General features: G+C 34.8%; 24 protein-coding genes and 1 riboswitch. Of the genes, 9 read left to right on the top strand and 15 right to left on the bottom strand.

What is annotated here, in order from left to right; translation table 11 throughout:
- Positions 1-341: 341 nt before the first annotated feature.
- Together OL233_RS10750 and OL233_RS10745 are read left to right on the top strand one after the other, a co-directional pair.
- Positions 342-2,081: an ABC transporter ATP-binding protein gene (locus tag OL233_RS10750; protein ID WP_275472309.1), complete on the top strand. Its 1,740-nt coding sequence runs from the start codon at positions 342-344 to the stop codon at positions 2,079-2,081.
- Positions 2,081-3,835, top strand: a complete 1,755-nt coding sequence (locus OL233_RS10745) for an ABC transporter ATP-binding protein (RefSeq protein WP_275472308.1) — start codon at positions 2,081-2,083, stop codon at positions 3,833-3,835. Before OL233_RS10750 ends, OL233_RS10745 begins: the two co-directional genes overlap by 1 nt.
- A 30-nt stretch (positions 3,836-3,865) precedes the next feature.
- Here OL233_RS10745 and thiT read toward each other — a convergent pair whose 3' ends face one another.
- Positions 3,866-4,426: an energy-coupled thiamine transporter ThiT gene (gene thiT / locus OL233_RS10740; protein WP_275472307.1), complete on the bottom strand. Its 561-nt coding sequence runs from the start codon at positions 4,424-4,426 to the stop codon at positions 3,866-3,868.
- A 92-nt stretch (positions 4,427-4,518) separates the two neighbouring features.
- Positions 4,519-4,621, bottom strand: a riboswitch (TPP riboswitch).
- A gap of 276 nt (positions 4,622-4,897) precedes the next feature.
- Between thiT and OL233_RS10735 the strand changes: the two genes are divergently transcribed.
- The 3 genes from OL233_RS10735 to OL233_RS10725 all read left to right on the top strand — a co-directional run bounded on the left by OL233_RS10735 (position 4,898) and on the right by OL233_RS10725 (position 7,822).
- Entirely contained in the window at positions 4,898-6,436 is a 1,539-nt protein-coding gene (locus tag OL233_RS10735; protein ID WP_275472306.1) for a flavocytochrome c, read from the top strand.
- 88 nt (positions 6,437-6,524) lie between these two features.
- A complete protein-coding gene (locus tag OL233_RS10730; RefSeq protein WP_275472305.1) occupies positions 6,525-7,277 on the top strand; it encodes an exodeoxyribonuclease III in 753 nt (250 codons plus the stop codon).
- An 11-nt stretch (positions 7,278-7,288) separates the two neighbouring features.
- A complete protein-coding gene (locus tag OL233_RS10725) occupies positions 7,289-7,822 on the top strand; it encodes a 3'-5' exonuclease (protein ID WP_275472304.1) in 534 nt (177 codons plus the stop codon).
- Positions 7,823-7,856: 34 nt separating this feature from the next.
- Here the strand turns inward: OL233_RS10725 and OL233_RS10720 are convergent, their stop codons facing one another.
- From OL233_RS10720 to OL233_RS10705, 4 genes are all read right to left on the bottom strand, one after another.
- Positions 7,857-8,381: a GNAT family N-acetyltransferase gene (locus tag OL233_RS10720; protein ID WP_275472303.1), complete on the bottom strand. Its 525-nt coding sequence runs from the start codon at positions 8,379-8,381 to the stop codon at positions 7,857-7,859.
- Between the two features lie 15 nt (positions 8,382-8,396).
- On the bottom strand, positions 8,397-8,858 hold the full coding sequence (gene tsaE, locus OL233_RS10715; protein WP_275472302.1) for a tRNA (adenosine(37)-N6)-threonylcarbamoyltransferase complex ATPase subunit type 1 TsaE: 462 nt from the start codon (positions 8,856-8,858) through the stop codon (positions 8,397-8,399).
- 102 nt (positions 8,859-8,960) lie between these two features.
- The gene (gene pta / locus OL233_RS10710) at positions 8,961-9,935 is read right to left on the bottom strand and encodes a phosphate acetyltransferase (protein ID WP_126832912.1); all 975 of its coding nucleotides are present in this window, start codon (positions 9,933-9,935) and stop codon (positions 8,961-8,963) included.
- Between the two features lie 156 nt (positions 9,936-10,091).
- Positions 10,092-10,760: a uracil-DNA glycosylase gene (locus tag OL233_RS10705; RefSeq protein ID WP_275472301.1), complete on the bottom strand. Its 669-nt coding sequence runs from the start codon at positions 10,758-10,760 to the stop codon at positions 10,092-10,094.
- 121 nt (positions 10,761-10,881) lie between these two features.
- Here OL233_RS10705 and OL233_RS10700 point away from each other — a divergent pair, with 121 nt between their 5' ends.
- Both OL233_RS10700 and OL233_RS10695 read left to right on the top strand, forming a co-directional pair.
- Entirely contained in the window at positions 10,882-11,751 is an 870-nt protein-coding gene (locus OL233_RS10700) for a Cof-type HAD-IIB family hydrolase (protein ID WP_275472300.1), read from the top strand.
- 30 nt (positions 11,752-11,781) lie between these two features.
- Positions 11,782-12,315: an LURP-one-related/scramblase family protein gene (locus OL233_RS10695; protein WP_275472299.1), complete on the top strand. Its 534-nt coding sequence runs from the start codon at positions 11,782-11,784 to the stop codon at positions 12,313-12,315.
- 35 nt (positions 12,316-12,350) lie between these two features.
- Here OL233_RS10695 and OL233_RS10690 read toward each other — a convergent pair whose 3' ends face one another.
- From OL233_RS10690 to OL233_RS10675, 4 genes are all read right to left on the bottom strand, one after another.
- Positions 12,351-12,914 (bottom strand): GNAT family N-acetyltransferase, encoded by a 564-nt coding sequence (locus tag OL233_RS10690; RefSeq protein ID WP_275472298.1) that lies wholly within the window; start codon positions 12,912-12,914, stop codon positions 12,351-12,353.
- Between the two features lie 120 nt (positions 12,915-13,034).
- The gene (locus tag OL233_RS10685) at positions 13,035-14,198 is read right to left on the bottom strand and encodes a 3D domain-containing protein (protein ID WP_275472297.1); all 1,164 of its coding nucleotides are present in this window, start codon (positions 14,196-14,198) and stop codon (positions 13,035-13,037) included.
- A gap of 161 nt (positions 14,199-14,359) precedes the next feature.
- Entirely contained in the window at positions 14,360-14,914 is a 555-nt protein-coding gene (locus tag OL233_RS10680; protein ID WP_275472296.1) for a flavoprotein, read from the bottom strand.
- Positions 14,914-15,660: a phosphopantothenoylcysteine decarboxylase domain-containing protein gene (locus OL233_RS10675; RefSeq protein ID WP_275472295.1), complete on the bottom strand. Its 747-nt coding sequence runs from the start codon at positions 15,658-15,660 to the stop codon at positions 14,914-14,916. The genes OL233_RS10680 and OL233_RS10675 overlap by 1 nt, the downstream gene beginning before the upstream one ends.
- A gap of 257 nt (positions 15,661-15,917) precedes the next feature.
- On the opposite strand from OL233_RS10675, the gene OL233_RS10670 reads away from it, so the two are divergent.
- Positions 15,918-16,271: a GNAT family N-acetyltransferase gene (locus OL233_RS10670; RefSeq protein WP_275472294.1), complete on the top strand. Its 354-nt coding sequence runs from the start codon at positions 15,918-15,920 to the stop codon at positions 16,269-16,271.
- A gap of 44 nt (positions 16,272-16,315) precedes the next feature.
- Here OL233_RS10670 and OL233_RS10665 read toward each other — a convergent pair whose 3' ends face one another.
- The 4 genes from OL233_RS10665 to trhO all read right to left on the bottom strand — a co-directional run bounded on the left by OL233_RS10665 (position 16,316) and on the right by trhO (position 23,237).
- Positions 16,316-16,849: a DUF308 domain-containing protein gene (locus OL233_RS10665; protein ID WP_275472293.1), complete on the bottom strand. Its 534-nt coding sequence runs from the start codon at positions 16,847-16,849 to the stop codon at positions 16,316-16,318.
- 2,354 nt (positions 16,850-19,203) lie between these two features.
- On the bottom strand, positions 19,204-21,006 hold the full coding sequence (locus tag OL233_RS10660; protein ID WP_275472292.1) for a glucosaminidase domain-containing protein: 1,803 nt from the start codon (positions 21,004-21,006) through the stop codon (positions 19,204-19,206).
- Positions 21,007-21,337: 331 nt separating this feature from the next.
- On the bottom strand, positions 21,338-22,186 hold the full coding sequence (locus OL233_RS10655) for a YitT family protein (RefSeq protein ID WP_275472291.1): 849 nt from the start codon (positions 22,184-22,186) through the stop codon (positions 21,338-21,340).
- A 100-nt stretch (positions 22,187-22,286) separates the two neighbouring features.
- Positions 22,287-23,237, bottom strand: a complete 951-nt coding sequence (gene trhO / locus OL233_RS10650) for an oxygen-dependent tRNA uridine(34) hydroxylase TrhO (protein WP_275472290.1) — start codon at positions 23,235-23,237, stop codon at positions 22,287-22,289.
- Positions 23,238-23,437: 200 nt separating this feature from the next.
- Between trhO and OL233_RS10645 the strand changes: the two genes are divergently transcribed.
- A complete protein-coding gene (locus OL233_RS10645; protein ID WP_275472289.1) occupies positions 23,438-23,860 on the top strand; it encodes a NusG domain II-containing protein in 423 nt (140 codons plus the stop codon).
- Positions 23,861-23,898: 38 nt separating this feature from the next.
- Here OL233_RS10645 and OL233_RS10640 read toward each other — a convergent pair whose 3' ends face one another.
- Together OL233_RS10640 and OL233_RS10635 are read right to left on the bottom strand one after the other, a co-directional pair.
- Entirely contained in the window at positions 23,899-25,812 is a 1,914-nt protein-coding gene (locus OL233_RS10640; RefSeq protein WP_275472288.1) for a heavy metal translocating P-type ATPase, read from the bottom strand.
- A 143-nt stretch (positions 25,813-25,955) separates the two neighbouring features.
- Positions 25,956-26,858: a prenyltransferase gene (locus tag OL233_RS10635; protein ID WP_275472287.1), complete on the bottom strand. Its 903-nt coding sequence runs from the start codon at positions 26,856-26,858 to the stop codon at positions 25,956-25,958.
- Positions 26,859-26,918 lie beyond the last annotated feature (60 nt).

Genomic DNA, 26,918 nt, shown 5'->3' with positions numbered 1-26,918 from the left:
AGTTCCTGAAAAGCGAACTAAACCTAACATTATAGAATGATCTTATTTACCAAAGGATAGTAGCAGTTTTTAATCTATCATTTGATTGCTCATCATGACTCTTTCATAAAAATCGCCCTTTTGAAATAGTCACACTATAATATAAGCTTATGTCTACACCATACTAGCCAATTGAAATTAAGTCAAGAAAAGAGACGTTTTTGGTAAAAATCCGTTTACAACTATATTTGTAGAATAAAAATTAACTCTATTTACTTTTCTTAACGGACTTTATTTATCTATTATCATGGAGTACAATAACAGTCAGTATATTAGATTTTACAACGAATAGGAGAAATTATATGGCAAAGCTCTTACGATTCACCAAAAACTACCGGAAAGAAGTACTCTTAGGCCCCTTTTTCAAATTTTTAGAAGCTGTTTTTGAATTACTTCTTCCTATTTATATGTCTTACTTGATTGACAATGGCGTAGCAAAGAATGACTCACATTACATTTTTAAAACAGCACTTATCATGATCGCCATGTCCATCATTGGTTTAATCTGCGTTATGATTTGTCAGTACTACTCTTCAGTCGCTTCACAGGGGTTTGGAACAGAGTTACGCTCTGCATTACTGGAAAAAATCAACACGTTTTCACATAAAGAGCTTGATAACTTCGGAACCTCAACCTTAATCACACGTATGACAAATGATATTAATCAATTACAATTGGCATTAGCCATGTTAATTCGCTTAGTATTTAGGGCACCTTTCTTAAGTATCGGCTCACTTGTCATGGCTTTTTACATTAGTCCTAAACTAGCTGCTATCTTTTTAACAGCCCTTATTTTATTTTGTCTAGTCTTATTTATCATGATGACTAGAACCGTCCCTCTTTACAAAAAAGTACAAGCAAAAGTTGATAACCTAAATACTATTTTAGTTGAAAATTTAAGCGGTGTTCGTGTTTTAAGAGCTTTTGGGCAGAAAAAATATAGCCAACAAAAAATGGCAGATACAACTGATGACCTTGCACGCGCATATAATCGCGTAGCTAACATCTCTGCTCTTTTAAATCCAGCTACCCTTTTAGTAATGAACGGCGCTACTATCGCTCTACTATATCTTGGTGGTGTTTCAATTAACAGTGGCAGTCTGACTCAAGGGGAATTACTTGCCCTTATTAATTATTTAATGCAAATGCTCCTAGCTTTAATTGTCGTCTCTAACTTAGTTATTATTTTTACCAAAGCTGCTGCTTCTGCAGAACGTGTCAATGATATCCTTGAAACAGAGTCATCTATTACGGATACTCACACTGATCAAACGGACATACCTCCCCTTACAGATACTGACTATGTCCTAACTTTTGAAGAGGTCTCATTTCGGTATACTGCTACAAGTGGTTTAGCTCTTGATGCACTTGATTTTTCACTACATCCTGGGGAAAGTTTAGGAATTGTTGGGCCAACCGGTAGCGGAAAATCTACCCTTACTCAACTAATCCCACGTTTCTATGACCCAACTGTAGGAACTGTTACGCTTTTTGGTCACGCATTAACTGACCTACCGCTAACCACTCTACGTGAAACTATTGGAATTGTGCCACAAAAGAGTGTTCTATTCACCGGAACTATTCGAGACAATTTAAAATGGGGTAAACAAGGTGCTACCGATGAGGACTGTTGGCAAGCCTTAGAAACGGCCCAGTGTTTAGATTTTGTTAGCACCTTACCTGATAAACTAGACACCATGGTCACTGAAAGTGGAAAAAACTTTTCGGGCGGTCAGCGTCAACGTTTAGCTATTGCTCGAGCGGTTATTAGAAAACCACTTATTTTAATTTTAGACGATTCGCTTAGTGCGCTAGATTATCAAACAGATTTAGAATTACGCCAAGCTTTAAAGCGTGACTTAGACCAAACAACTTTAATTATCGTGTCGCAACGCATCAGCTCCGTCCAACACGCTGAAAAAATTGTTGTCTTAGATGATGGCAAACAAGTCGCAAGTGGGACACACGAGGTTCTTATTAATGAATCTGAAACTTATCAAGCAATCTATGCCTCACAACAAGAAAAGGAGGATGAGAACTAATGAAACAGTCAACCAGACCTTCTTCATTTAAACGTTTTTTACCTTATCTCTCTCAGTATAAAAAAGAAATTATCGGTGCTATCTCACTTGGTCTTTTAGGAGGAGCTGCCACTGTTATGATGACGTACTACATCGGCCAAGCGATTGATACCATGCTTGGTGTCGGTCGTGTTGATTTCAAACAACTAGTAAGTTACTTACTAGTATTAGCTGGTCTACTAGGTGTGGCAAGTCTTTCCCAGTGGGGTGTTCAACTCCTTGGCAATAAAATGGCCTATCAATCTGTTGCTACCTTAAGAAAAGAAAGTTTTGATCACCTGAACCATTTGCCTGTCAATTACTATGACCAACACTCACATGGTGATATTATTAGCCGATTTACCAATGATTTAGATACAGTATCGGAAGCATGTGTTGCCATATTTAATAACCTTTTCTCAGGTATGACCATTGTTTTAATTGCTTTTGTTTCCATGCTTGCTTTGAGTTGGCAACTTACCCTTATCGTATTGATTGCCACACCACTTATCTTTTTAATCAGTTGGCTTGTCGCTCGCTCTAGTCAAAAACGCTTCGCTTCTCAACAGCGATTAGTCGGAGACATTTCAGGTTATGTAAATGAAGTTATCGGCAATCAAAAATTAGTAAAAGCGTTTCAGTACGAGGACCAGTCACAGCACCAATTCGATAAACTAAATCATGCGTTACAAATTGAAGGTCAAAAAGCGCAGTATGCTTCATCTTTAACCAATCCTTTATCACGTTTCATTGATCATCTGACATATGTTTTTATCGGGTTAATTGGAGGCCTTTTAGTTGTTAAAGGAAATACGACGTTAACAGTAGGAATGATTTCAAGTTTTACCATATATTCGGGCCAATTTTCTAAACCATTTATTGAATTATCTGGTATCACCACACAAATTCAAACTGGACTTGCTGGTTTAGATCGAACGTTCCAACTATTAGATGAGCCAATTGAAACGGAAGATACCCCTGGTAGCCTACCTCTGGAACAAGCCAATGGGGCTATTGAATTTAAACACGTAGCATTTTCTTACACACCGGATAACCCACTTATCAAGGACTTAAACCTGAGTGTTAAGCCGGGTGAAACCATCGCCATTGTTGGTAAAACAGGGGCGGGAAAATCTACCCTAGTCAACTTACTTATGCGTTTTTATGACGTGTCTGCAGGAGATATTTTAATCGATAACCATTCTATAAAAGACTATAAGCGTGATTCTCTGCGAAAAGCGTTTGGAATGGTATTGCAAGATACCTGGTTATTCGATGGTACCGTTAAAGATAATTTACGCCTGGGTAAGCCTGAGGCAACAGATGAAGCAATTATTGCCGGTGCCAAATCAGCTAATATCCATTCTTTTATCATGAAACTCCCTCAAGATTATGACACCGTTATTGGTTCTAGTGGTGTTAAAATTTCTGAAGGTCAACGTCAATTGTTAACTATTGCTAGAACAATGATTTCAGAACCTCCTATGCTTATTTTAGACGAAGCAACCAGCTCTGTTGATACTCTAACGGAGCAAATTATCCAAGAAGGCTTCTTGAAAATGATGACAGGACGCACGAGCTTTGTTATTGCCCATCGTCTCTCAACCATTCGAAACGCCGATAAGATAATGGTAATGGATCAGGGAGAAGTCGTTGAAATTGGCAGCCACAATGACTTACTAACCATTCCAAACGGGGCATATTCACAACTTTATCACTCACAATTTGCAAAATAAAAAAAGACGAAGCCATGGCTTCGTCTTTTTTTACTTCCCTATAACTACTGCTGGATATTTTTTAACAATCATAAATGAAATAATAGCTGTAACTATCGCAGTAGCTAGTCCACTTGCACCATTCATTACAAATGAGAAAGCCCATGGATTCAATCCCCACATTGCAAATTTCCCCCAAAAAATAACACCTGCGATAAAGTGCCAGAAGAAACGAGCTGCACACCCTACTAAACTAGCTAAGACAACTGTTCCTAAAACACTTTTCGTCTTATTTTCCGATAATTGCTTGGCTAATTTAGTTGCATATAACCCACCAAAACCTGCAAAAATAAAAGCAATCACATACTCGATTAACACTTGACTTACTGTTAAGAAAGCAATATTTCCTACTAAAAAGTGAAGTAACCCCCACAATAATCCCGAAAATAGCCCTGCCTTAAAGCCACGTCTTAATGAATAAATCGTAATAGGAATCATTCCTAAAGAAATAGTGAAGCTACTGCCGATATTTGTTGGTATCATGGATAAAACCATACATAATGCTGCCACGATAGCCCCTTCAATCCAAACTTGCAAACGCTGATTTAACATAAAAAACTCCTCCTTAAAATTGTATAGAACAAGAGCCATACAACAAAGGAGGAGCCTATCGTCTTAATTATTAGCTTCATATAATAAAAGAGTCTCTGCTCCATCACAATCCCTACGTAAGTCTCAACTTAATCAGGTTCGAAGGGTCCAAGCTTGCGCTCAATCTCAGCCTAAACGGCACCCCTTTGTGATGGTAAAGTTCTATTTAGTTTTTTGTAACACCCTTACATTAGCATGAATTGAGGAGTAAGACAACCTGTAAGTTTGTGAAATTTCATATACCTTATAATAAATAACACGGAACCCTTTCCATTGTGACAACTGTCAACTTTAACTTGTCATCTATTGCTACAATTAAACCAACCATATAAGAAAAGTTACTTAAATTACTTAATTAATATTGAAATACTATCAAACCCTTGATATTATAGGTTTGTGAAATTAATAACTAAATGTTTTGGGGGAATTAATATGAAAAGTAAAATCAAAGTTGGGTTAGCTTCACTTTTATCAGTTCTATTCATCGCAACTGGATGTACACCTGATCAACCAAAAGAAAGTGCTACAAAAGCAACCGAAAAGAAAGAAAAAACTGAGCAAACTGCCGATGCAAATACCGGTGCGTCTGAACAAAAGAAAACATCTCTTGACGATTTAAAAGATGAATACGATGTTGTTATCGTTGGTGCTGGTGGCGGCGGAATGTCAGCTGCTATTCAAGCAAAAGATATGGGAATGAACCCTGTTATCTTTGAAAAAATGCCTGTAGCAGGTGGAAATACAGTTAAAGCCTCTGCTGGTATGAATGCTTCAGGAACTAAATTCCAAAAAGAAGCTGGCGTGAAAGATTCTAACGATTTATTCTTCGATGAAACTCTTAAAGGCGGAAAAGAAACAAACGACAAAGAATTATTACGTTACTTTGTAGACAGTTCAGCTGATGCTATCGACTGGCTAGACGGTATGGGTATCACGCTTAATAACTTAACAGTAACAGGTGGCATGAGTGTCAAACGTACACACCGTCCAGCTGATGGTTCTGCAGTAGGACAATATTTAGTTGAAGGCCTACTACGCAACGTTCACGAACGTGATATTCCATTATTTACAGATGCTGACGTTAAAGACATCAAAGAAAATGATGGCGCTGTTTCTGGTGTTAAAGTTAAATTCAACAATAAAGATGAAAAAGAAATCAAAACAAATGCAGTTGTTGTCGCAACTGGTGGTTTTGGTGCTAACTTAGATATGGTGACAAGCTACAACAAAGACTTAGACGGCTTTGTTACAACAAACCAAGCAGGTAGCCAAGGTGATGGCGTGAAAATGATTGAAAAATTAGGCGGCGACACTGTTGATATGAAAGAAATTCAAATTCATCCAACTGTTGAGCAAGAAACATCATTCTTAGTAACGGAAGCGGTTCGTGGCGAAGGTGCTATCTTAGTTTCTCAAGAAGGCAAACGTTTCGTTAACGAATTAGAAACACGTGACAATGTTTCAGCAGCTATCATTGGACTTAAAGATCAATATGCTTATCTAGTATTAGATTCAGGTGTTAAAGACCGTGTTAAAGCTATCGACTTCTATGAAAAACAAGGTTTTGTTAAAAAAGGTGAGTCTATCGCTGACTTAGCAAAAGAAATTAACATGGATGCTAAAACACTAGAAAATACAATGACAACATGGAATGACACTGTCAAAGCTAAAAAAGATGCTGATTTTGGTCGTACAACTGGTATGGATAATGATTTATCTAAAGGTCCTTTCTATGCAATTAAGATTGCACCAGGTATTCACCACACAATGGGTGGGGCCAAAATTAATACAAAAGCTCAAGTCTTGAAAAAAGATGGCACACCAATTACTGGTTTATATGCAGCTGGCGAAGCATCAGGCGGACTACATGGTAAAAATCGTATTGGCGGAAACGCTGTAGCTGACATCATTATTTATGGTCGTCAAGCTGGAACACAATCTAGTGACTTTGTTAAATCATTAAAAAAATAAATAAGTCTCTTAAGAAGTAGTGAAATCCTTTCACTACTTCTTTTTTTTCGTTACAATAGAATCAGAAGTTTTTAAGGAGGAAAAAAGAGTGAAGTTTATTTCATGGAACGTCAACGGCTTACGTGCTGTTGTAAAAAAAGGCTTTGTTGATATTTTTAATACATTAGATGCAGATTTTTTCTGTTTACAAGAAACCAAATTACAAGAAGGACAAATTGACCTTGAATTACCTGGTTACACTCAATATTGGAACTATGCTGTCAAGAAAGGTTACTCTGGTACAGCTATTTTTGCTAAAGAACCAGCACTAAGCGCAACTTATGGCATAGGGATTGAAGAACATGACCAAGAGGGGCGTGTTATCACCTTAGAGTACACTGATTTCTATCTTGTAACTTGTTATACCCCTAACTCACAGAACGAGTTAAAACGTCTGCCATACCGTATGACATGGGAGGAAGATTTCCAAGCGTACATCAATGAACTCGACCAAACAAAACCTGTCATCCTATGTGGTGACTTGAATGTGGCCCATCAAGAAATTGACTTAAAGAACCATAAAACAAATAAAAAAAATGCAGGCTTCACACCTGAAGAACGTGAAAAAATGTCGCAATTTTTAAATAGTGGCTTTATCGATACCTTCCGTCATTTTTACCCTAATTTAGAAGGTGCCTACTCTTGGTGGAGCTATCGTTTCAATGCTCGCCAGAATAATGCTGGATGGCGTATTGACTATTTCTTAGCTTCACAAAAACTAGAAGACCGTTTAGTTTCAGCAACCATTCATGCCGATATTTTAGGCAGTGATCATTGTCCTGTAGAACTAGTGATTGAGTAAGGAGGATGACTATGAATTTTATCGCATTTGATTTTGAAACAGCTAATTTTAAAAAACACAGCGCTTGCTCTGTTGCCTTAATCATGGTTCAAAACAGCAAAATTGTCGGTCATTATTACTCACTGATTAATCCTCAAACTGATTTTCACTGGAAAAATATTGAAGTCCATGGTATTCAACCCGATGAGGTAAAGAATGCACCCACCTTTCCTGCAATCTGGGAAGAAATTAGTGAATTCTTTCAAGATAACCGTCTGATCGTTGCTCACAATGCCCCATTTGATAACGGCGTCCTTAAAGCATGTTTAGAACACTACAATTTAGAGCAACCTCACTATTTATCGCTATGTACCGTTCGTACAAGTAAAAAACTTTACCCTCAATTTGAAAATCATCGGCTTAATACCGTATGTAAAAACCTAGGGATTTCACTTGAGAATCATCACCATGCTCTCGATGATAGCATCGCATGTGCCAACATTTTACTTCAACAAGAACGTCAATTTGGCGTCGAACCTTTAAAGGAACTCGTTAAATATATGTAAAAAAAAGAACGTGCCGTAATTGGCACGTTCTTTTTTAATTAATCATCAAACTCATCATATAAACATCTAAAAAGTCACCTTCTGATGAAAGTGCCCCTCTTTTTAGTGTCGCTTCTATCTCAAATCCTAATTTCTTATAAAGATGTACCGCTCGTTCATTCCTAGCTTGAACACGTAATTCCAAACGGTGTAATACTTCCATCTCTTGTGCCCATAAAACAACCTCTTCTAATAGCAACTGACCTAAGCCCATACCCCAATAGTCTTTCAAAACACTCACACCAACATCTCCAATATGAGCAATACTATCACAGTCCTCACCTTTAACACTGACTAAACCTATCATCTTCTCTCCATCATAAGCTGCCAGTAAAAAATGTCGGTCACTCTCATAAATAGCCCCTAACTGAGAAGCTAATAAGTCATCTGATAACGTCAATTCTGCTTCACTTATCGTCACAAAATCTGTTTCTAAAGCAACTTTTGCTAATAATCCTTTCACATCCGCTGCTTCTTCAGGTGCTACTTCTCTAAGCGTAATAGCCACTTCTTCTGTCATGATTTCCCTCGCTTCCTACAAAACAGCCTTAATACGAGCAGCTAATTCTGCCCCTTGCTCACCTGTACTAGCAACACTTAAACTACGTGTATCTTGCTCTTCAAGATAACTTAATGTCAATTCAGCATAATCCTCAGGTAATTCATCACGGATTATTTGGCCCCATTCTACAATAGAGACACCCTCTGATTCGAAATATTCTTCTAAACCTAATTCACCCGCACCATCTTCTAAACGATAGACATCCATATGAAATAACGGTAGTCTCCCCTCACGGTACTCTCTCACAATTGTATACGTCGGGCTCTTTACCATTCTTTCAATCTCTAAGCCTTTCGCAATTCCTTTAGTGAAAGTTGTTTTACCGGCCCCTAACTCTCCTGTTAGTACAATACAATCGCCACTTTCTAATACTTCGCCGATTTTTGTTGCGACTGCTAACGTTTCCTCAGCGCTATTTAATAACCATTTCTCCATCTTTGGTCACCTACTTTTTCTAATCTCTATTATCTTTATTAGTATAACGATAATTCAAAAAAAAAACTACCCAATCACTAGGATTGAGCAGTTTCATTATAATTAACCCATTAAAGCTTGGCCAGCAGTAATTAAAGCTAATTTGTAAACATCTTCTTCATTACAACCACGTGATAAATCAGAAACTGGTTTGTTTAACCCTTGTAAAACAGGACCAATAGCTTCAAATCCACCTAAACGTTGTGCAATTTTGTAGCCAATGTTTCCTGATTGAATTTCAGGGAATACGAATACTGATGCTTGACCAGCAACTTTTGAACCTGGTGATTTTTGTTGACCAACTGATTCAACAAAAGCAGCATCAAATTGTAATTCGCCATCGATAGCGTATTCTGGAGCTAATTCTTGAGCAATCTTAGTTGCTTCAGCTACTTTTGTAACTTCATCAGATTTAGCTGACCCTTTTGAAGAGAAACTTAACATTGCTACTTTTGGTTCGATACCAAACATTTCAGCAGTTTTAGCACTTTCAACAGCGATTTCAGCTAACTCTTGAGCCGCTGGGTTGATGTTGATTGCACAATCTGAGAATAAGTATTTTTCTTCACCACGTACCATTAAGAACGCACCGCTTGTACGGCTAGCACCTGGTTTAGTTTTGATAATTTGTAACGCTGGACGAACAGTATCACCTGTTGAGTGAACCGCACCACTTACCATACCTGCAGCTTTTTCCATGTATACTAACATAGTCCCAAAGTAGTTAGGGTCTTTTAAGATTGTACGAGCTTGGTCTTCTGTTGCTTTGCCTTTACGACGGTCAACGAATGATGCAACCATTTCATCAAACTCACCATAAGTTTCAGGGTTAATAATTGTTAAGCCTTCCACTTTTAAGTTGTTTTCTGCAGCTAAAGCTGAAATTGCTGATTCTTCACCAATTACGATTGGCTCTAATAACCCTTCAACACCTAAACGAATAGCAGCTCCTAATACACGGATGTCATTTCCTTCTGGGAAAACGATTTTAACATTTTTTCCATCAATTTGTTGTTTTAAACCTTCAAAAATATCCATTGTAAAACCTCCAAGTTTGTTTTATTACATTCTTACCTATCATACACCTAAATTTGAGAAAATAACAGTTTAAATTCCTGTACTAGGTGTTAAAACCGTGACTGATTCATAAAACAATTTGTAAAAACATAAATACTGATACAGAACAAAAGATTGTTATACAGTTTCTGAAAGTTTCCAGTCTATTATTTCTTGATGACTCTCTTTTAAATACTTATTGATTGTCGAAAACGGCTTGCTTCCAAAGAAGCCTCTATAAGCTGCCAGCGGGCTTGGATGAGGCGCTGCTATAATTTTATGTTTCGTTTGATCAATCATTTTTATTTTTTGCTGTGCCGGCTTCCCCCATAAGACAAAAATAACAGGTGTTTCTTTCTCATTCAACGTTTCAATAATTCTATCAGTGAGCATTTCCCAACCTTGACCCTTATGTGAATTCGGCTCACCTTGTCTAACTGTCAATACTGTATTAAGCATTAGAACACCTTGTTTAGCCCACGACTCAAGGTAACCATGCGTCACAGGTTGATGGCCTAGATCTGATTCTAACTCTTTATAAATATTAACTAACGATGGTGGAACTTTATTTCCAGGTAATACTGAAAAACTCAGACCATGTGCCTGATTCGGTCCGTGATAAGGATCTTGTCCTAAAATGACAACTTTAGTCTCTTCATATGAGGTTAAATCCAGTCCTTCAAAAACTCGGTTCACCTCTGGATAAACTGTTTCAGTTTTATATTCTTTTTCTAAAAATAAATTTAGCTTTTTATAATGCTCTGATTCTAAACAATCAGATAGATATTCTGACCAATCATTCTTCATCTCTAACACGTTTACCCACTCCTTCGTCTTACTATCCTATCTTCATCTCTATTATATGCGAAAGCCCTAAAAAAATGGTACACTTATTTTACGAACAACTGATAATTAGGGGGAATACACTATGATTAAATTAATAGCATCCGACATGGATGGAACACTTTTAGGTAAGAAAATGGAGATACCTCAAGAAAATATCGATGCCATTCGTTACGCCACTGATAAAGGAATTACTTTTATGGTTGCAACTGGACGTGGTTCAACAGAAGCCATCCCTGTACTAGAGGAAGCCGGCATCACTTGCCCAATGATTACCGTTAACGGTGCCGAAGCCTTTGATGAAACAGGTAAGAAATTATTTACTGTTGGGCTAGAAAAAGATACAGCACTTTCGATTATTACTCTTCTAAAAGAAGCCGATGTTTACTTTGAAATTGCCACGGATAAAGGAATTTTTTCTGATAATCCACACTTAAGAATTGAAAATGCAGCTACTATGCTTGCAAGCCAACTGCCTCATTTAACTTTCAAAATGGCAATCGCTATGGCCTCTACGCACCTTGCTATGCTTGAGGTAGATTATGTTAAAGATTACCAAGAGCTTCTTGATGATCACTCTATTACTATTTTAAAAGTCATTGTTTTTGAGCAACAAGGGGATATAATCTTAAAACCTTTACGAAAGAAAGTCGAAACAATACCAGATATCGTTGTGACTTCTTCCTTCCCTAATAATATTGAAATCAACCATATGAATGCTCAAAAAGGGATCGCCGTTAAAAAATATGCAGAACAACTTGGTATTTCTATGGATGAGGTCATGACAATTGGCGATAACTTTAATGATGCTAGTATGCTTGAACTTGCGGGTGTGAGCTTCGCTATGGGAAATGCCGAAGATGGTGTTAAAAAAATTGCTCGCTTTGAAACGGATAATCATGATAATGGTGGTGTTGCCAAAGCCATTCGACGCGCTATTGATGAAGACTTATAAATTAAGGATTTAATGAAAGGTGTTGAAAGTATGGTTACTTATTATATTCGAAAAAATGTATTAGGTTCCAACTGTCGCTCCCTAATAAAGGATGAAAATGGACGTGATGTCTATCTCATGGTTGGAAGATGGGGATCTAGGGGCGATGTCTTTTCACTCTATCATCTTGATGGGACATTGATTGCTTCCATTAAGCAGGCAACTTTTTCTTTAACTATAGGCACACGTTTTGATCTCTTTTATGATAGTGAAAAAATCGCTAGCCTTAATCGTTTCTTATCCTTACAACGTGATTTTTACTATGTTAGAAAACTAAATTGGGTTGTTATCGGCTCTGTTGACACTCAACGTTATAATATCTATCACTTTAATCAAAAAATAATGACGATAGAACCGGTTACAAAAAATGACCGCCATGAACTTAAAATGACGGTCATTTCTGAAGCGGATACACCTATTTGCTTATGTATTGCGGCCATTTTAGATTATTGGTCACTACGTTCAGACCCTGATCCATTAACACTATTAAAAAAAGGCCCAGCGTCTTCTGCACCAGCCAAATAAAAAGAGGAGGTCAGTTAACTGACCTCCTCTTTTCTTTATATATTTTTTTGCATATGGTCATATAAGTGACCACTAATCGTTTTACGTCCGACTTCTTCAAATCCTTCACGCATATAAAGTTTTTTGGCACGAGGATTAGCATCATCTACGCTTAAGCCTAATTTATCAGCGCCTTGGCTTCTAGCAAACTCTGGCAAAGCATTTAATAATAATGCGCCAACTCCTCGACCACGTTGGTCTGAACGTACTGCAATACTGTCCAAGTACCATTCATTTTCAAATGCTTCTTTATCCGTAAACATCTTCTCAGCTTCCTCGATTCCTTCTTCTTTAAGTATCGGGAACAACGGATCATCAATTGTTGCTTCTTCAGACTCATTATAGCCAAAAGCTACACCTAAAATTTCTCCTTCTTCTTCCACTACTAACGCTCTTTTATAACTATAACGGTATGTTTCTGTTGAAAAACCTTTTTTTAGTACCGTCATCACTTTCTCTTCTCCATACTTCAATAAGAAAGGTAACTCCATATCTTTCAAAATAATCATAATTAGTGGCACAACTTGTTCTGCGTCACTTATTTTAGCTGAACGTAACATATCTATCTCATCCTCCTATATCATGTCTAAAAGTTTACGTGTCCCTAGGTTATAAGTCAAATGAATCTACTAAAAAAGAACGATGGTTGGAAAATCGACTCTCCAAACATCGTTCTAATTTTATAAAATAGTGAAAGTAATCGACTGTCTTCCAAATGAAACAGCTTCTCCTTGGCTTCCCACAAATATATCGATAATAGCTCCTTTAACAACGCCACCTGTATCCTCAGCAATATAGACTCCTGAATAAGATGGTGCTCCAGGAACTGTAATTTGAACAGCTGACCCTAATGGAATAAGTCCGGGATCAACCGCAATTGTTCTTCCTACTTGTGGAACAGTTCCTGTTGCAGTCTGATTACCTGTTGCAATATAAGCTGTTGCCTGTCCAGACATCCCACCCGTTGATGGTTTTTCTTCTGGTTTTGGCTCTTTAGGTTTAGGTTCAGTTTCTGTTGTCACCTCAGATTCTGTAGACTCTGTTACTTCTTCAGATGTTTGATTTTCAGAATCTGATTGCGTTGATTCTGTTGTCTCTGATTGTGTTTTAGGTGACTCTTTTTCAGCTTTTACACTCACTTTAGGCTCCGCGCCCTTACTTTCTTTTTTCTTAGTTCTTTCTACCTTTTCTGCCTTCACTAAGGCTTCTTTACGTATTTTTTCTTTTTCAATTCGTTCACTCACTAATTTTTCAAGTATATCTTTATTATTTGCTAACTTATCTTTTAAACCAGACATTCTACTATCTAGCTCTTCTTTCTCAACAATCGCAACTTCCTGCTGCTCTTTTAAACCTTTTTGATTATCTTCTAACTTTTCTTGTAACTTTACCAGTTTTTCCTTGTCTTGATGCAAGGATTCAACTTTATCTTTTTGAGCAAATGACAACACACTAATGGCATACGCTCTGTTGAAAAAATCACTCACACTTTTTGAATCAAGTAGCGCCAATATAGTGGGCTTAGTTGTCCCTCTTAACTGTAAAATCTGCATTTGTTTCGCAACATAATCACTGCGTTTAGCTATATGATCTTCAGTTTGAACAATGTCTTGCTTAGCCGTTTTTATCGTTTCTTTTGACTTCGCGATTGTCGTATCAATCTCATTTAATGCTTTATATTTCTTATTAATAACAGAAACTAAATCTTCTATTTCTTGGCTAATAACTTCTCCTTCGGCAGCCACTGAAGATTCTTCTGTCCCCGCAGCTATCCCCACAACTGGGCTCACTAATAAACATAGAACAGTGATACCTTGAACTACTAATAATTGTTTTAATTTCATAAATCTGGACACCTCCATATGTCTCATACTAACCCTCTAATTATACTTTATAAAAAAAATATATAGATAACGAGAACATTACAAAAGATGTCATTTAATGCATTACTATTAAAATTAGAAAACAAAAAGAGACGTTTCCATTTTGAAACGTCTCTTTTTATTTAAACTATGGGGCTTTCATTTAATTTAGCCATAACTAAATCTACAATTTCAGAAACTGGAGCCATTGCACCAATACCAACATCACCACAAGCTAACTTCTCTGTTATTGGTTTAATTTCTTCGTAACCATAACGTTTTAACTTCTCTAGATTATCTTGCGTAACAGGTTGCTCATACATTTTTGTATTCATTGCTGGTGCAAATAGTCGAGGAGTTGTCTGTGGTGTTGCCATACACACTGTCGAAAGCATATCATCAGCAATACCATTTGCTAACTTACCAATCATATTGGCCGTGGTCGGCGCTACCAATAGTAAATCCGTATTTTGAGCCAAGAAAATATGATTGATTCTCTCAACTGAAGGCTCTGTCATAACATCGACATGAACAGGATTACCTGATAAAATTTGTAACGTCAGTGGTGTAATAAATTCTGTACTGTGCTCTGTCATAACAACATGTACATCAACACCTCTTTTATTCAACTCTGATATGATCGATGCAGCTTTGTATGCTGCAATACTTGCACTTACTCCTAATACTATACGTTTCATTATCTATTCTCCTTCATCAACTCTACTGCTATTCCTTCAGCAATAGATTCTTTTGTATTAAATCGCTGAATGTTTCCATCAGAACTCACTAAAAGTCCGATGTGTTGACCAGCTTTAATCAATGACTTATCGTTTGCTAAAACATAATCACAGTCATTTTTTTCCATTAAAGCTTTTGCCACAGATACTAACTTTTCTTCAGGAACATCCACTAATAATTTAAATCCAACCAATGTAGTAGTTGGTTGTAATTGCTTTATTTCTCTAATCACTTTTGGTGTTTCTTTTAATTGCATATAAAGCGTCGACATATCCGATCCTAATTTCCCTACAGATTTAACTTTACTAAACGCCTCATTAAGTTTATCTTCAAACTTTTCTCTGTCTAGTCTATCTCCCTCGGAAAATAATTGTGTGGTTAAGTCTTCCTCTCCTATAGAACCTACCAAATAATAATCACTTACAGCCATAGCATGTACAATCACATCATATGATTTTTCAGTTAGCTTTTCTCCAATAACCTTTAACAAATCATCAACAGACACTATCTGAGTTGCAACAATATTATCACTCTTTGGCATCTTAGATCCCAAACCATGAACATAATCTACCTCAACTAAACTTTGAGAAGCAAATTCATCAGCTATTAAGCTGCCTAATGTCCCTGTTGAAAAATTAGTAATCCCTCTAACATTATCTATTTTTTCAGTCGTGCCTCCTGCGGTAACCAATACATTAATAGTCATAATATTCTTCCATTCATTATTATTTTATTCTTATCCTTCTAGTTTAGTCTAGAAGACTAAAAATATAAAGTACTTTGTTTAGTATTAAAAAAAAATTAATCACTCTCAATTCAAAATATGATATTATCATATTGAGGTGAATCACTATCGATAAATACATAAAGTTAACAGACATTACCAAAGAAAATTGGCGAACTATTGTCAATCTAAAAGTTAATCTCGCTCAACAAACACATATCGAGAGTAACGCAGATTCGTTGCTAGAGGCCGCTTATGATATCAACTACTCTTGGATCCCTAAAGCAATATTATTCAATCAAGTCTATATCGGTTTTACCATGTATGGTGACTATAATATAAAAGATAAATCAATCTGGTTAGACAGATTAATGATTGACTCTCATTTTCAAGGGCTTGGATATGGTAAAGCCGCTCTTGATTTTATTATAAAGCACCTCAAGGAGACCTTTAATCTTGAAACAATCTATTTAAGCGTCCATGATATGAATAATCAAGCAATAAGTCTATATGAAGACTTTGGTTTTTTCAACACTCAAAAAAGAGATCCTGACAATCATGAGGTAATCTTCTCATATACTGTATTAAAATAAAAAGGTACTGTTGAATTAAGGTAAAAAAATTCAACAGTACCTTTTTATTTAATTGGAAATGCTCTTATAATATAAGTAATTCCAACATTTAATAAATTAAAACCAACCAAAAATGATAGTGTTAAAGCAGAAACTATTGGAGATACTAAAAGCATGAATCCTATGATAATTCCTATAGTAGAACTCACTAATGTTAGCCAAAAAAATGTCATACTCACTTTTTTAATCCAACCTAGATCAAATAATCCCATAAACGCATCGATCAAAAACCAAATAGAAAATACATATGGCGCTATCATGATACCCTTACTTAAATTAAAAATGAAATAACATCCCATGAGAATATCAAGAATGCCTACTATCAATAACGGCGTTACTGATATATCTAAATATAATTTCACTCTAGACCGAATAACCAACATTGAAATTCCTTTAGTAATTAATAGTAGTGTGAAAAAAACAACTACAATCCCTAAATTAGAAATAGGCGATGCTTTTAATGAAAACAAGGCTGTTACTATAAATAACATTCCTAATATTAAACTTAACCAATCAAAACTTTTTTGTCTTCTGTTCATACCAACCAGCTCCTTCGAATATAATAATATTATAATGTTATTATATAAAAAAATGACAAATCTGTCACTCAATATCTCTAGCTTATTTCTATTTATTTATTTAAAAAAACACAAATAAACCTGCTAAACAAAAAATTTAACAAGATCGACTTAACTGTATAAAAATATGTAAAACAAATAAACCTTTTGCTATCAAAAAACAAAAAATTAAAAACAAATCAAAACTATTCGCTTTTGTCATAAAAAATCCACATCAAATAAACTGATAGTCATTTACATATAAAAAAAATCAAATCCCATGAAAAAAGATATTCTAATACACTAAAGTACACTTAAGAACTCTTAACATATTACTTACCAATTCTATTTTCGATATAACAATCGACAATGTAAGGAAATATTTTCATGACAAATAGGCCGCTGTGCTAGCAGATTTTATTATCATACTGACGTGTCTAAATTCCCCTTATTTTGAAAACGTTGGAAATTTATATAATATTAAACATTTAGGAATATTCATTCTACTTAGCCTGATCATTTCAATACTGACATACTTTAGCATTGAACATAAACATAATTCATATGATATTAACTTTTAATTGTTATATTCATATGCTTATCACAATTTTTGACATAATAACTTTGCAAGCTGTTTTATTTCTTTATTGTACTACTATGTTACTATTACTTATATTTTAACACTGACATATTTTATCAATCACTAAAGTCTATGGTCATTTATTTGATTATATAATTCGGCATATTTTGATAGTTTTACTACTCTATTATACTGGTGTGTTTATTACTTTCGTATTCTAATAATGTTACACTTCGTTTGTTTAATTACATAACTTGGCATATTTCAATACTTGTTCTGATACTTTTGTATCACTTCATTATACTGGTGTGTTTGCTACTTTGGCATTTTAATACTATTACGCTTCTTTTATTACTGCTTTCTAATTTATACTCGTTTGTTTAATTACATAAATCGGCACATTTCCATACTTATTCTAATACTTTTGTATTACTTCATTATACTAGTGTGTTTGTTACTTTGGCATTTTAATACTATTACGCTTCTTTTATTACTGCTTTCTAATTTATACTCGTTTGTTTAATTACATAAATCGGCATATTTCCATACTTGTTCTGATACTTTTGTATTACTTCATTATACTGGTATGTTTGCTACTTTGGCATTTTAATCCTGCTATACTTCATTTTTTATTGATCTCTAATTTATACTCGTTTGTTTAATTACATAAATCGGCACATTTCCATACTTATTCTAATAATTTTTTATTACTTCATTATACTAGTGTGTTTGCTACTTCGGCATTTTAATCCTGCTATACTTCATTTTTTATTGATCTCTAATTTCTACTCGTTTGTCAATTACATAAATCGGCATATTTCCATACTTGTTCTGATACTTTTGTATTACTTCATTGTACTAGTGTGTTTACTACTTTGGCATTTTAATACTTCTATACTTCTTTTGTTACTGCTCTCTAATTTATACTCGTTTGTTTAATTACATAATACGGCATATTTTTTCTGCTTATTCTGTTGCTTTTCTTCATTATACTAGTCTGTGAACTACTAAGGTATTTTAATACTATTATACTAGAGTGCATCTTATCTTTTATTTAATATACGTGTGGTATTTCTATACTTTTATTATAACATTGATAATGAATTAGCGCAAACTATTTCACCATACGAAATATGTTACTAAGTGATTACCGCTAAATAATCACTTAGTACATATCCTAGCAGTCTGAAAATAGCTGCTCTAAAGTTTGTCTTTTAGAAAACTCGTAAAAACTAGTTTGATCTTTCACTCATAATGAATTATCTCGAATTACAGTCCTATTCTTATTTAACAGCTTACCGACCAAACTTATGCCGGAGTTTAATCAGTGAACTGATCACTAATTATATTACTGTATTTCTAGAAAGACTTTATTTATAAAATATCATTCTAATATATTACTTATTCTCAAAAAGATGTGTACCTTATACTAGTGGTTTGTCTATCACAAGCCTGTTAAATCTAAAATCAATTAGTATCTATCTCAGTAAGGAAACCCAACAAATGATTTCACATGATTACTATTATTAGAAAAGCATAGCTTTTATCAGCACCTATTCCTATCAATAAAATTTTAGCTAGAAATCATATTAATACGATTAAGTTCAAGTATAATCGGTGAGTAAAATATTATCTCGAGTAATATCTATTCGTCCAAGTAACTTCCTAACAAGAGGATGATTAACTACTAATAAAATCAAGTCAATCACTATTAGATTTCATCACAGTCGACTTCAAACTAAAAGTTTTTTCATTATCAATCTGGTGAAAGACGGTTCTGTTTAATCTTAATTGCAAAATCTGGCATAAATTGATTCATCGGTAATTCTTTAACAAATTCTCCTGGTTGAGGGGCCATAATCATATTGCCCTCTCCTGAGTAAAACGCAACATGCCACGTACTTCCACGTTGTCCCCAGAATAATAAATCTCCTGGTTCTAATTGTTCGAATGGGATGATTTTCCCAGCATATTCTTGATCATATGTAACTCTTGGTAACGATACGCCTAATTTATTATAGACATATTGAACTAATCCTGAACAGTCAAACCCTTGCGGTGTTGTTCCGCCCCATACATAAGGTACTCCTATATATGTTCTTGCTAACTCAATTACTTTATTTGGATCTTTAAGCATTCTTCTATTTGAAGTTTTTTTACGTTTAATAATTTTTTTGATTTCTTTTTCTTTTGCTACTTTAATTTTTTGACCCGGATAAATCATATTTGGATTTTCAATTTCTTCGTTCAAATCAAATATTTTATCTAACTCAACTTTTTGTTTCGTTGATATTTTTTGTAAGCTATCGTTATTTTGAACACGATAAAACTTAGCTGGCATTTTTACTGTTGTTTCAATTGTTTCGAATTCACTTGATTCAGTCCCATTATCGTACTTAGTTAAGTCATACGCTTTAATGATTCCGTTTAATTTTTGATCATAACTTGTATCTGTAGCATATCTTCCTGTAAGGAAACTTGTTGCTTCTTTATATGTCTTAGCATTCTTTTTCCAAGTTCCGGCATAGAAACTTGAATTTCCAGCAATTCCATTTTTAATTAAATCAGCATAATCTTCAAGTGATTCTTTGTAACTTGGGTAACTTCTAAAACCTGCAACAATTTGGTACATATTCCCTGCACCTGAATCTTCTAAAGTGGCAAAACTTACTGAAGAATTCTTGTATGATCCTTTAATACCAAATAAATTATGGTTTGGAGGTGAAGCTAAACCGCTTTTTCCATAAGCACTTTCTAAAGCAGCTTGGGCAATCATAACTGATGCATATAAACCTTGTTTTTCACCAATTTCAGCAGCTAACGGCCCAATTGTATCGATAAACTCTTGTGATGTTTGGTTAGTGGTTATGTGAATTTCTCCACCTGACCCACCTACATTACCATTTGGTCTTGAAGGTTTGGGAGAAACATTTCCACCTGGCTTTGGTTTTTCTGGCTTCGGTTTGGTTGGTTTTTCTGGTTTTGGTTTATTCGGTTTTTCCGGCTTCGGCTTGTTTGGCTTTTCCGGTTTTGGTTTATTCGGTTTTTCCGGCTTCGGCTTGTTTGGCTTTTCCGGTTTTGACGTCTCTGGTTTCTCTGTTTCCGACGTCTCTGGTTTTTGTGTTTCTGACGTCTCTGGTTTCTCTGTTTCCGACGTTTCTGGTTTTTGTGTTTCTGACGTCTCTGGTTTCTCTGTCTCCGACGTTTCTGGTTTTTGTGTTTCTGATGTTTCAGGCTCCGTGATTGGAGGTTCTGTTGTTTCTGTCTCAGATATCCCAGGATCTTCTGTTGTTCCTGTTTCAGGCGCTTCTGTTGTTCCTGTCCCAGGTAATTCAGTTTCTCCTGTTGGCGGGGTTGGCACTTCTATCTCCCCTCCCGAATTTTCAGTACTACCACTTCCAAGTGGTAAACTTTCTTCCGTTGGATTATCAGAAACTTCTGTTGTCGCAGTCACACTACTATCGCTTGAAGTAATAACATCAGCTAATCCAATTGCTGGAGTAACCAAGTTACTTACTAACATCAACATAGTGGCGAATATAAGCGTCGTCCGTTTCATATTACCACCTATTAATTTTTATTTTTTTTGGCATTTTTTGGCATTTGTTATTTTCCCTTATTTCTATATTAGTATAACATAGAAATTCTTAATACGTCTCTTTTTTATTTTGAATTTTTTAAAATTTATTAAAATAATATAAAGAATAAGAGACTTCTTACTCAAAATAATAACAAAACACTTAACTACTATGTTATCTTTTAAATTTGAAGAAAGTATGAACTTTTAGTTATTTTTGTTCATTTGTTATAATAAATAAATTGAACAAAAAAAACTATTATAAAGACTTATAAATATATGTCTTTATAATAGTAGAAACACGTCAATCTTTTTATTTTGAAATACTAAAACCTTTTCCCATCACTTCATTAGCAGGCATAACGACAACAAATCCATGACTATCTACTTCTAAAATTCGTTCTTTCAGATCATGAAATTCTTTTTCTGGCAACACACACATCAGCATTTCTTTATTTTTTTGTTCAAATCCACCGGTTACTGGTATTCTTGTTGTACCTCGGTCCATCTCTTTTAAAATAGTTGATTCTATTTCATCTAATTTTTCTGAAATAATAAGAACATTCTTAGAACGATCTATACCGACCTGAACCATGTCTACAACACGCCCGATTACAAATAGACAAATTAAAGAATATAATACTTTATCAATATCAAATGCTAAACATGCTCCCAAAATTACAAAACCGTCAACAACTGTTACTGCAATCCCTAATGGTAATTTCAAATATTTATGGACAATCTGAGAAATAATCGCTGTACCGCCTGTTGATGCATTACCCTTGAATACTAACCCTAAACCTAATCCGGTAATCACACCGCCAAAAATACTGGCTAGCAATGGATTAGAACTAAGCGTTGGTAAATCTGTTGTAAGTCCTACAAACAATGGATAGATCATACTTCCAAAAATAGTTTTCATTCCTACTTCTTTTCCTAATAACGCAAAGCATAGTAACAATAAAGGAATATTTATCGCATATAGTGTAACTGCTAGCTCTATTCCAAATAGCTTTTTAATAATGATACTAATTCCATTTGCTCCACCTGCAACCAAGTCATTTGGTTCTAATAGTAGATTTATTGATAATGCTAAGACAAAAGACCCTACTATAACATAGGCCAAATCTATTATTCGTTGTTTTGTAAAAAATTTCTCCATTTTGACAACCCTTCCATTTTATAAACTAGTTTAAACTCTTCTGTTCATTATAACGAAGATACAATAAAAAGGAAAGTACAGTCGTACTCTCCTCTTTATATTAAAGACTTTCACCAAGCATTTCTAATCTTTCTTGCCATTCATCTTTTGTTAAATTATGTTCTGATACATATCTATTTTTTTCTTGACAGCGGCATTCTGCAGAACACCCTCTAAGATATTTATCTTCATTTTCCTCTGAAGCAAAAATTTGTTTATTACAGAAAGGATTGGCACAGTTCACGTAACGCTCACACGGTTCACCATCGAACCAGTCTTTCGCTATGACAACATGCTCAACATGATTAATCGGAACACTAATACGCTCATCAAAAACATACATCATACCATCCCACAACTCACCACGAACTTCGGGATCACGACTGTACGTTGCAATTCCACCATGAAGTTGTCCAACATCTTTAAAGCCTTCACGAACTAACCAACCAGAGAATTTTTCGCAACGAATACCTCCTGTACAATAAGTTACTACTCGTTTGTCCATGAATTTTTCTTTATTATCTATCATCCACTGTGGTAATTCCCTAAAGCTTCTGATATCTGGTCTTACTGATCCTCTAAAATGTCCTAAGTCATACTCATAATCATTACGAGCATCAATAACAACAGTATTTTCATCAATAATAGCTTCTTTAAATTCTTTAGGTGATAGATATTGTCCGGTTAAATCTAGTGGATTTAAATCATCCTCTAAGTTTAATGATACAATTTCTTTACGCGCACGAACATGCATTTTTTTGAAGGCATGCTCTTCCGCAGCATCAATTTTGAATAACATCTCTTTAAAACGTTCATCTTGATGCATGGCTTCAATATACTTTTCTGTATCTTCTACTAAGCCTGATAAAGTACCATTAATTCCTTCACCACCTACAAGAATACGACCTTTTAAGTTTATTGAGCGACAAAATTCTAAATGTTTTTTTGCAAATTCTTCTGGGTCCTCGATTGGGACATATTGATAATATAATAATACTTGATAGTTAGCCAAGGCTAGTTCCTCCTAATCTTTGTTCGAAAAAATTATACATCATACTAAATATAATAAGCAATTTAAATGCCTGTTTCACAAACAAAAACTGGTTTGTTTTAAGTATTATTTTTAATTTTATTGACTAATGCTTCTATTATAGTTACTCTATATAGAGTAATTTATCTTAAATAAACCGCCGATGGTTTGGAGTGAGTCTTATGTTTTGGAATGAAATAAAAAAACAATTTAAATTATTTGATGGGATTATCATTATTTGTCTTATCATTTTATCTTTTATACCTTATGTTTTGGTTGGCTATAATGCCCTAGGTGAAGATATTAAAACAGATGAAACAACTGCTGTCATCTCTATTGATGGTAAAGAAGTGGACCGTTTTAAATTATCAGATGCTACAAAACATAAAGAAGTAACTTATCGTCCTAAAGGGAAACAATATAATATAGTAGAAATGGAGGGACATCGTATCCGCGTGAAGGAAGATAACAGTCCTGATCAAATTGCCGTTCATACTGGCTGGATAAGTAAGCCTGGTCAAACTGCTATTTGTTTACCTCATCGTCTCATCGTTGAAATCATCGGTGTCCCTGATGAAGAAGACGATATGATTATCACATACTAACAAAAAAGATACCAATCTATAGATTGGTATCTTTTTATTTATTCTTTTATTGGTAATAATAATCTTAATCCATTTAAAATAACTAAGATTGTACTTCCTTCATGGGCAATAACCCCTAAAGGTAAATCCATTTTACCAAAAATATTTAAAACAATCAGTAAGGCAATCACTGCTAATGAGAAGTAAATATTTTGCCATACAATCTTATCTAAACGTTTGGCAACTTTATGAGCGTAGCTCAATTTTGTTAAATCATTTTGCATCAATACTGCATCAGCCACATCAATGGCAATATCCGTTCCTTCACCCATTGCAATACCAATATCCGCTTGCACTAAAGCAGGGGCATCGTTTACACCATCGCCTAACATCGCAACCACACCATACTTCTCTTGTTGTTCTGTTACAATAGCCGCTTTGTTCTCAGGTAAAACATTTCCAATAATCTCATCCATACCTAATATTTTCCCTACAGCTTGACCAGTTTTTTCTGCATCACCTGTAATCATAGTCGTATGCACACCTTGAGATTTCATATAACTGATTACTTTTTTAGCATCTTCATTTGGGACATCCATCATTGCAATGAGTCCTACAACTTTTTCATCTTCAGAAAAATAGACAACTGTTTTTCCTTCACTTGCATAATCATGATTTAATTTTTCAATATCATCTGAATGTGTTGTGAATGAATCGGGTTTACCAATTCTATAAGCTTTACCTTGATAAGTTGTCACCAATCCTTTACCAATTTGATTATCTACCTCTAAAGTTAACTCATTTTTAGCTGTAAATTTTTCTAAAATGGCATTTGCTAGTGGATGATTTGCTGTTTTTTCCATCCCAACAATAATATCAATATAAGTATCTTCAGTTAAACCTTCAAAAAAATAATCTGTTACTTTAGGTTTACCCTCAGTTAAAGTACCTGTTTTATCAAATGCGACAGCTTTGACATCTGCTAAATTTGATAAGTAGGCGCCACCTTTAAATAAAACACCACGTTTGGCTAAATTTGATACAGCAGATAATGTTGCTGGAACTGCACTAGCAGCTAAAGCACACGGTGAAGCTACTGTTAGCAAGACCATGCCACGGTAAAAACTTTCGTACCATGACCAACCAAAAAGTGTTGGCGCTAATAAGATAAAAATAGGAACAACTACTAGAACTGTTTTAACATACACTGGTTCTAATTTTTGAATCTTTGTTGCTGTTTTTGTCATGTTGGATTGAGATTGATCAACCAATTCAATAATTTTAGCAAATAATGTATCACTTGAATCTTTAGTTACTTCCATTGTAAATGAACCATTACCATTAATCGTACTACCGAATACTTCATCGCCAACTGTTTTTTCAGCCGGGACACTTTCACCATTAATTGATGACTCATCGATTGAGCTATATCCAGAAATAATTTTACCATCTGTTGGAACTTGGTCACCATTTAATACTTTTAATTGGTCTCCAATTTTTAATGAGGCTACTTCAACAACTTCTACTGTGCCATCTACTTTAATCAGACGTGCTTCTGTTGGGTTCATTTGCATTAAATTAGTAATTTCTCTCTTACTCTTACCTTCAGCATAATCTTCTAAGAAATGTGCTGCTGCAAAAATAACAATCAATAACGCTCCTTCTTGGAAATCACCAATAATCATCGCACCAATAGCTGCCAATGTCATTAGAATATGAACATTAGGAGTAAACTTCCCTTTTTCTTTAGTAGAAGAAATAGTATCTAAAATACCTTCTTCAATAATATGAGAACCTGCGGCTAACATTGCTACTACATATAACACATTTTTTAATACACCTGCACTCATAAATAAGGCAATAATAAAGGCAATAAGTCCTACGAAAAATAATACAAGTGGCATCTTTCCATGATTATGCTCATGTTCGTGATGCTTCTCTTTGGTTTCAGTTGCTCCGTGGTCATGTGACATGTGACGTCCTTCTCTCTTTTGATTAATTTAAGATTAACATATGAAATCTTTTTCATATGTTAATCTTACAACACTTCATAAAAATGTGCAAATAATAACCGAATAAAAAAAGGAAAATGAGGTTTCTCATCTTCCTTTTGAAACTAAATTATAACTCCAATAACAAATAAAATAGCATATAAGAGCATCGTGAGAGCTAAATTTTTAATTGCTAACGGAAATGTTTCTGTCTTAATTTGTTTTTCTGAAAAACGTTTTGTATTTTTTAAAACAATTGGGAAAGCTAACCACATTAATAACACTGTCCAAGGGACAATTCCAGAAAAAACTGAAAGTGTCGCTATTACAAATGGTGCTAATGCTAAAAACCAAAATAGCTGGATTGCTTTTTTCTTACTAATATAATAAACCAGAGTATGACGATTATTCAAAATATCTTCTTCTAAATCACACGTATTGTTGGCCAACATCAGATTAGCAATAGCAAAAACTGCAGGCAATGACATCATTAAGACATCTCCAGCCAATCCCCATGTAAAGGGTGTGCGATCATAGATATTCAAATACACACAAATTAATGGAATAACATACCCCATTGTGATACCTGAGGCAACTTCTCCTACAGGTAAGCTCGATAAGGGAATCGGTCCTGCGGAGTAAAAAATCCCCACCGAATAACTTAAAATCCCTAACCATAAGACTACCCAACTTGTTTGCGAGGCTAAATAAACACCCATTGCAGCTGATATTCCAACTAAGAAAATAATCATATTCTTGACTAAAGACAATGATAGGTTTTCTCGCCCAATAATATTAGTTTCCTTTTTATAGTCATGTTTATCTGTCGCATTATGATAATCCATGTAATTATCTAAAATATCTACCGCCATATTAAACAACAACATTGCAATAAAAAATAACAGCATATTAAGCCAATCCACTTGTTGGTAATGATACCAACTGTACGCCATTCCTAATACAAATGGAAAGACACTTGCTGTTTTTGCCTTTAATTCTATTAACTCAGCAAAAATCTTAAATGACATCTCTATCGCCCTACTTTCTCATACTTGATAGTCACAAACCGACCAAACAATTATATTTTA

Source organism: Vagococcus proximus, from assembly GCF_029143285.1.
Classification (GTDB): Bacteria; Bacillota; Bacilli; order Lactobacillales; family Vagococcaceae; genus Vagococcus_D; species Vagococcus_D proximus.
The sequence above is the reverse complement of the archived record's forward strand: the minus strand, read 5'-3'. Positions and strand labels throughout refer to the sequence as shown.

Excerpts from the sequence above, each read along its gene's own strand:
- OL233_RS10635 (WP_275472287.1), bottom strand. The coding sequence starts at position 26,858 with ATGTCATTTAAGATTTTTGCTGAGTTAATAGAATTAAAGGCAAAAACA.
- OL233_RS10680 (WP_275472296.1), bottom strand. The coding sequence starts at position 14,914 with ATGAAACGTATAGTATTAGGAGTAAGTGCAAGTATTGCAGCATACAAA.
- OL233_RS10675 (WP_275472295.1), bottom strand. The coding sequence starts at position 15,660 with ATGACTATTAATGTATTGGTTACCGCAGGAGGCACGACTGAAAAAATA.
- OL233_RS10750 (WP_275472309.1), top strand. The coding sequence starts at position 342 with ATGGCAAAGCTCTTACGATTCACCAAAAACTACCGGAAAGAAGTACTC.
- OL233_RS10695 (WP_275472299.1), top strand. The coding sequence starts at position 11,782 with ATGGTTACTTATTATATTCGAAAAAATGTATTAGGTTCCAACTGTCGC.
- OL233_RS10720 (WP_275472303.1), bottom strand. The coding sequence starts at position 8,381 with ATGACAGAAGAAGTGGCTATTACGCTTAGAGAAGTAGCACCTGAAGAA.
- thiT (WP_275472307.1), bottom strand. The coding sequence starts at position 4,426 with ATGTTAAATCAGCGTTTGCAAGTTTGGATTGAAGGGGCTATCGTGGCA.
- OL233_RS10655 (WP_275472291.1), bottom strand. The coding sequence starts at position 22,186 with ATGGAGAAATTTTTTACAAAACAACGAATAATAGATTTGGCCTATGTT.
- OL233_RS10705 (WP_275472301.1), bottom strand. The coding sequence starts at position 10,760 with ATGAAGAATGATTGGTCAGAATATCTATCTGATTGTTTAGAATCAGAG.
- OL233_RS10685 (WP_275472297.1), bottom strand. The coding sequence starts at position 14,198 with ATGAAATTAAAACAATTATTAGTAGTTCAAGGTATCACTGTTCTATGT.
- OL233_RS10735 (WP_275472306.1), top strand. The coding sequence starts at position 4,898 with ATGAAAAGTAAAATCAAAGTTGGGTTAGCTTCACTTTTATCAGTTCTA.
- OL233_RS10745 (WP_275472308.1), top strand. The coding sequence starts at position 2,081 with ATGAAACAGTCAACCAGACCTTCTTCATTTAAACGTTTTTTACCTTAT.
- tsaE (WP_275472302.1), bottom strand. The coding sequence starts at position 8,858 with ATGGAGAAATGGTTATTAAATAGCGCTGAGGAAACGTTAGCAGTCGCA.
- OL233_RS10665 (WP_275472293.1), bottom strand. The coding sequence starts at position 16,849 with ATGAACAGAAGACAAAAAAGTTTTGATTGGTTAAGTTTAATATTAGGA.
- OL233_RS10660 (WP_275472292.1), bottom strand. The coding sequence starts at position 21,006 with ATGAAACGGACGACGCTTATATTCGCCACTATGTTGATGTTAGTAAGT.
- OL233_RS10640 (WP_275472288.1), bottom strand. The coding sequence starts at position 25,812 with ATGTCACATGACCACGGAGCAACTGAAACCAAAGAGAAGCATCACGAA.
- OL233_RS10690 (WP_275472298.1), bottom strand. The coding sequence starts at position 12,914 with ATGTTACGTTCAGCTAAAATAAGTGACGCAGAACAAGTTGTGCCACTA.
- OL233_RS10645 (WP_275472289.1), top strand. The coding sequence starts at position 23,438 with ATGTTTTGGAATGAAATAAAAAAACAATTTAAATTATTTGATGGGATT.
- pta (WP_126832912.1), bottom strand. The coding sequence starts at position 9,935 with ATGGATATTTTTGAAGGTTTAAAACAACAAATTGATGGAAAAAATGTT.
- OL233_RS10725 (WP_275472304.1), top strand. The coding sequence starts at position 7,289 with ATGAATTTTATCGCATTTGATTTTGAAACAGCTAATTTTAAAAAACAC.
- OL233_RS10700 (WP_275472300.1), top strand. The coding sequence starts at position 10,882 with ATGATTAAATTAATAGCATCCGACATGGATGGAACACTTTTAGGTAAG.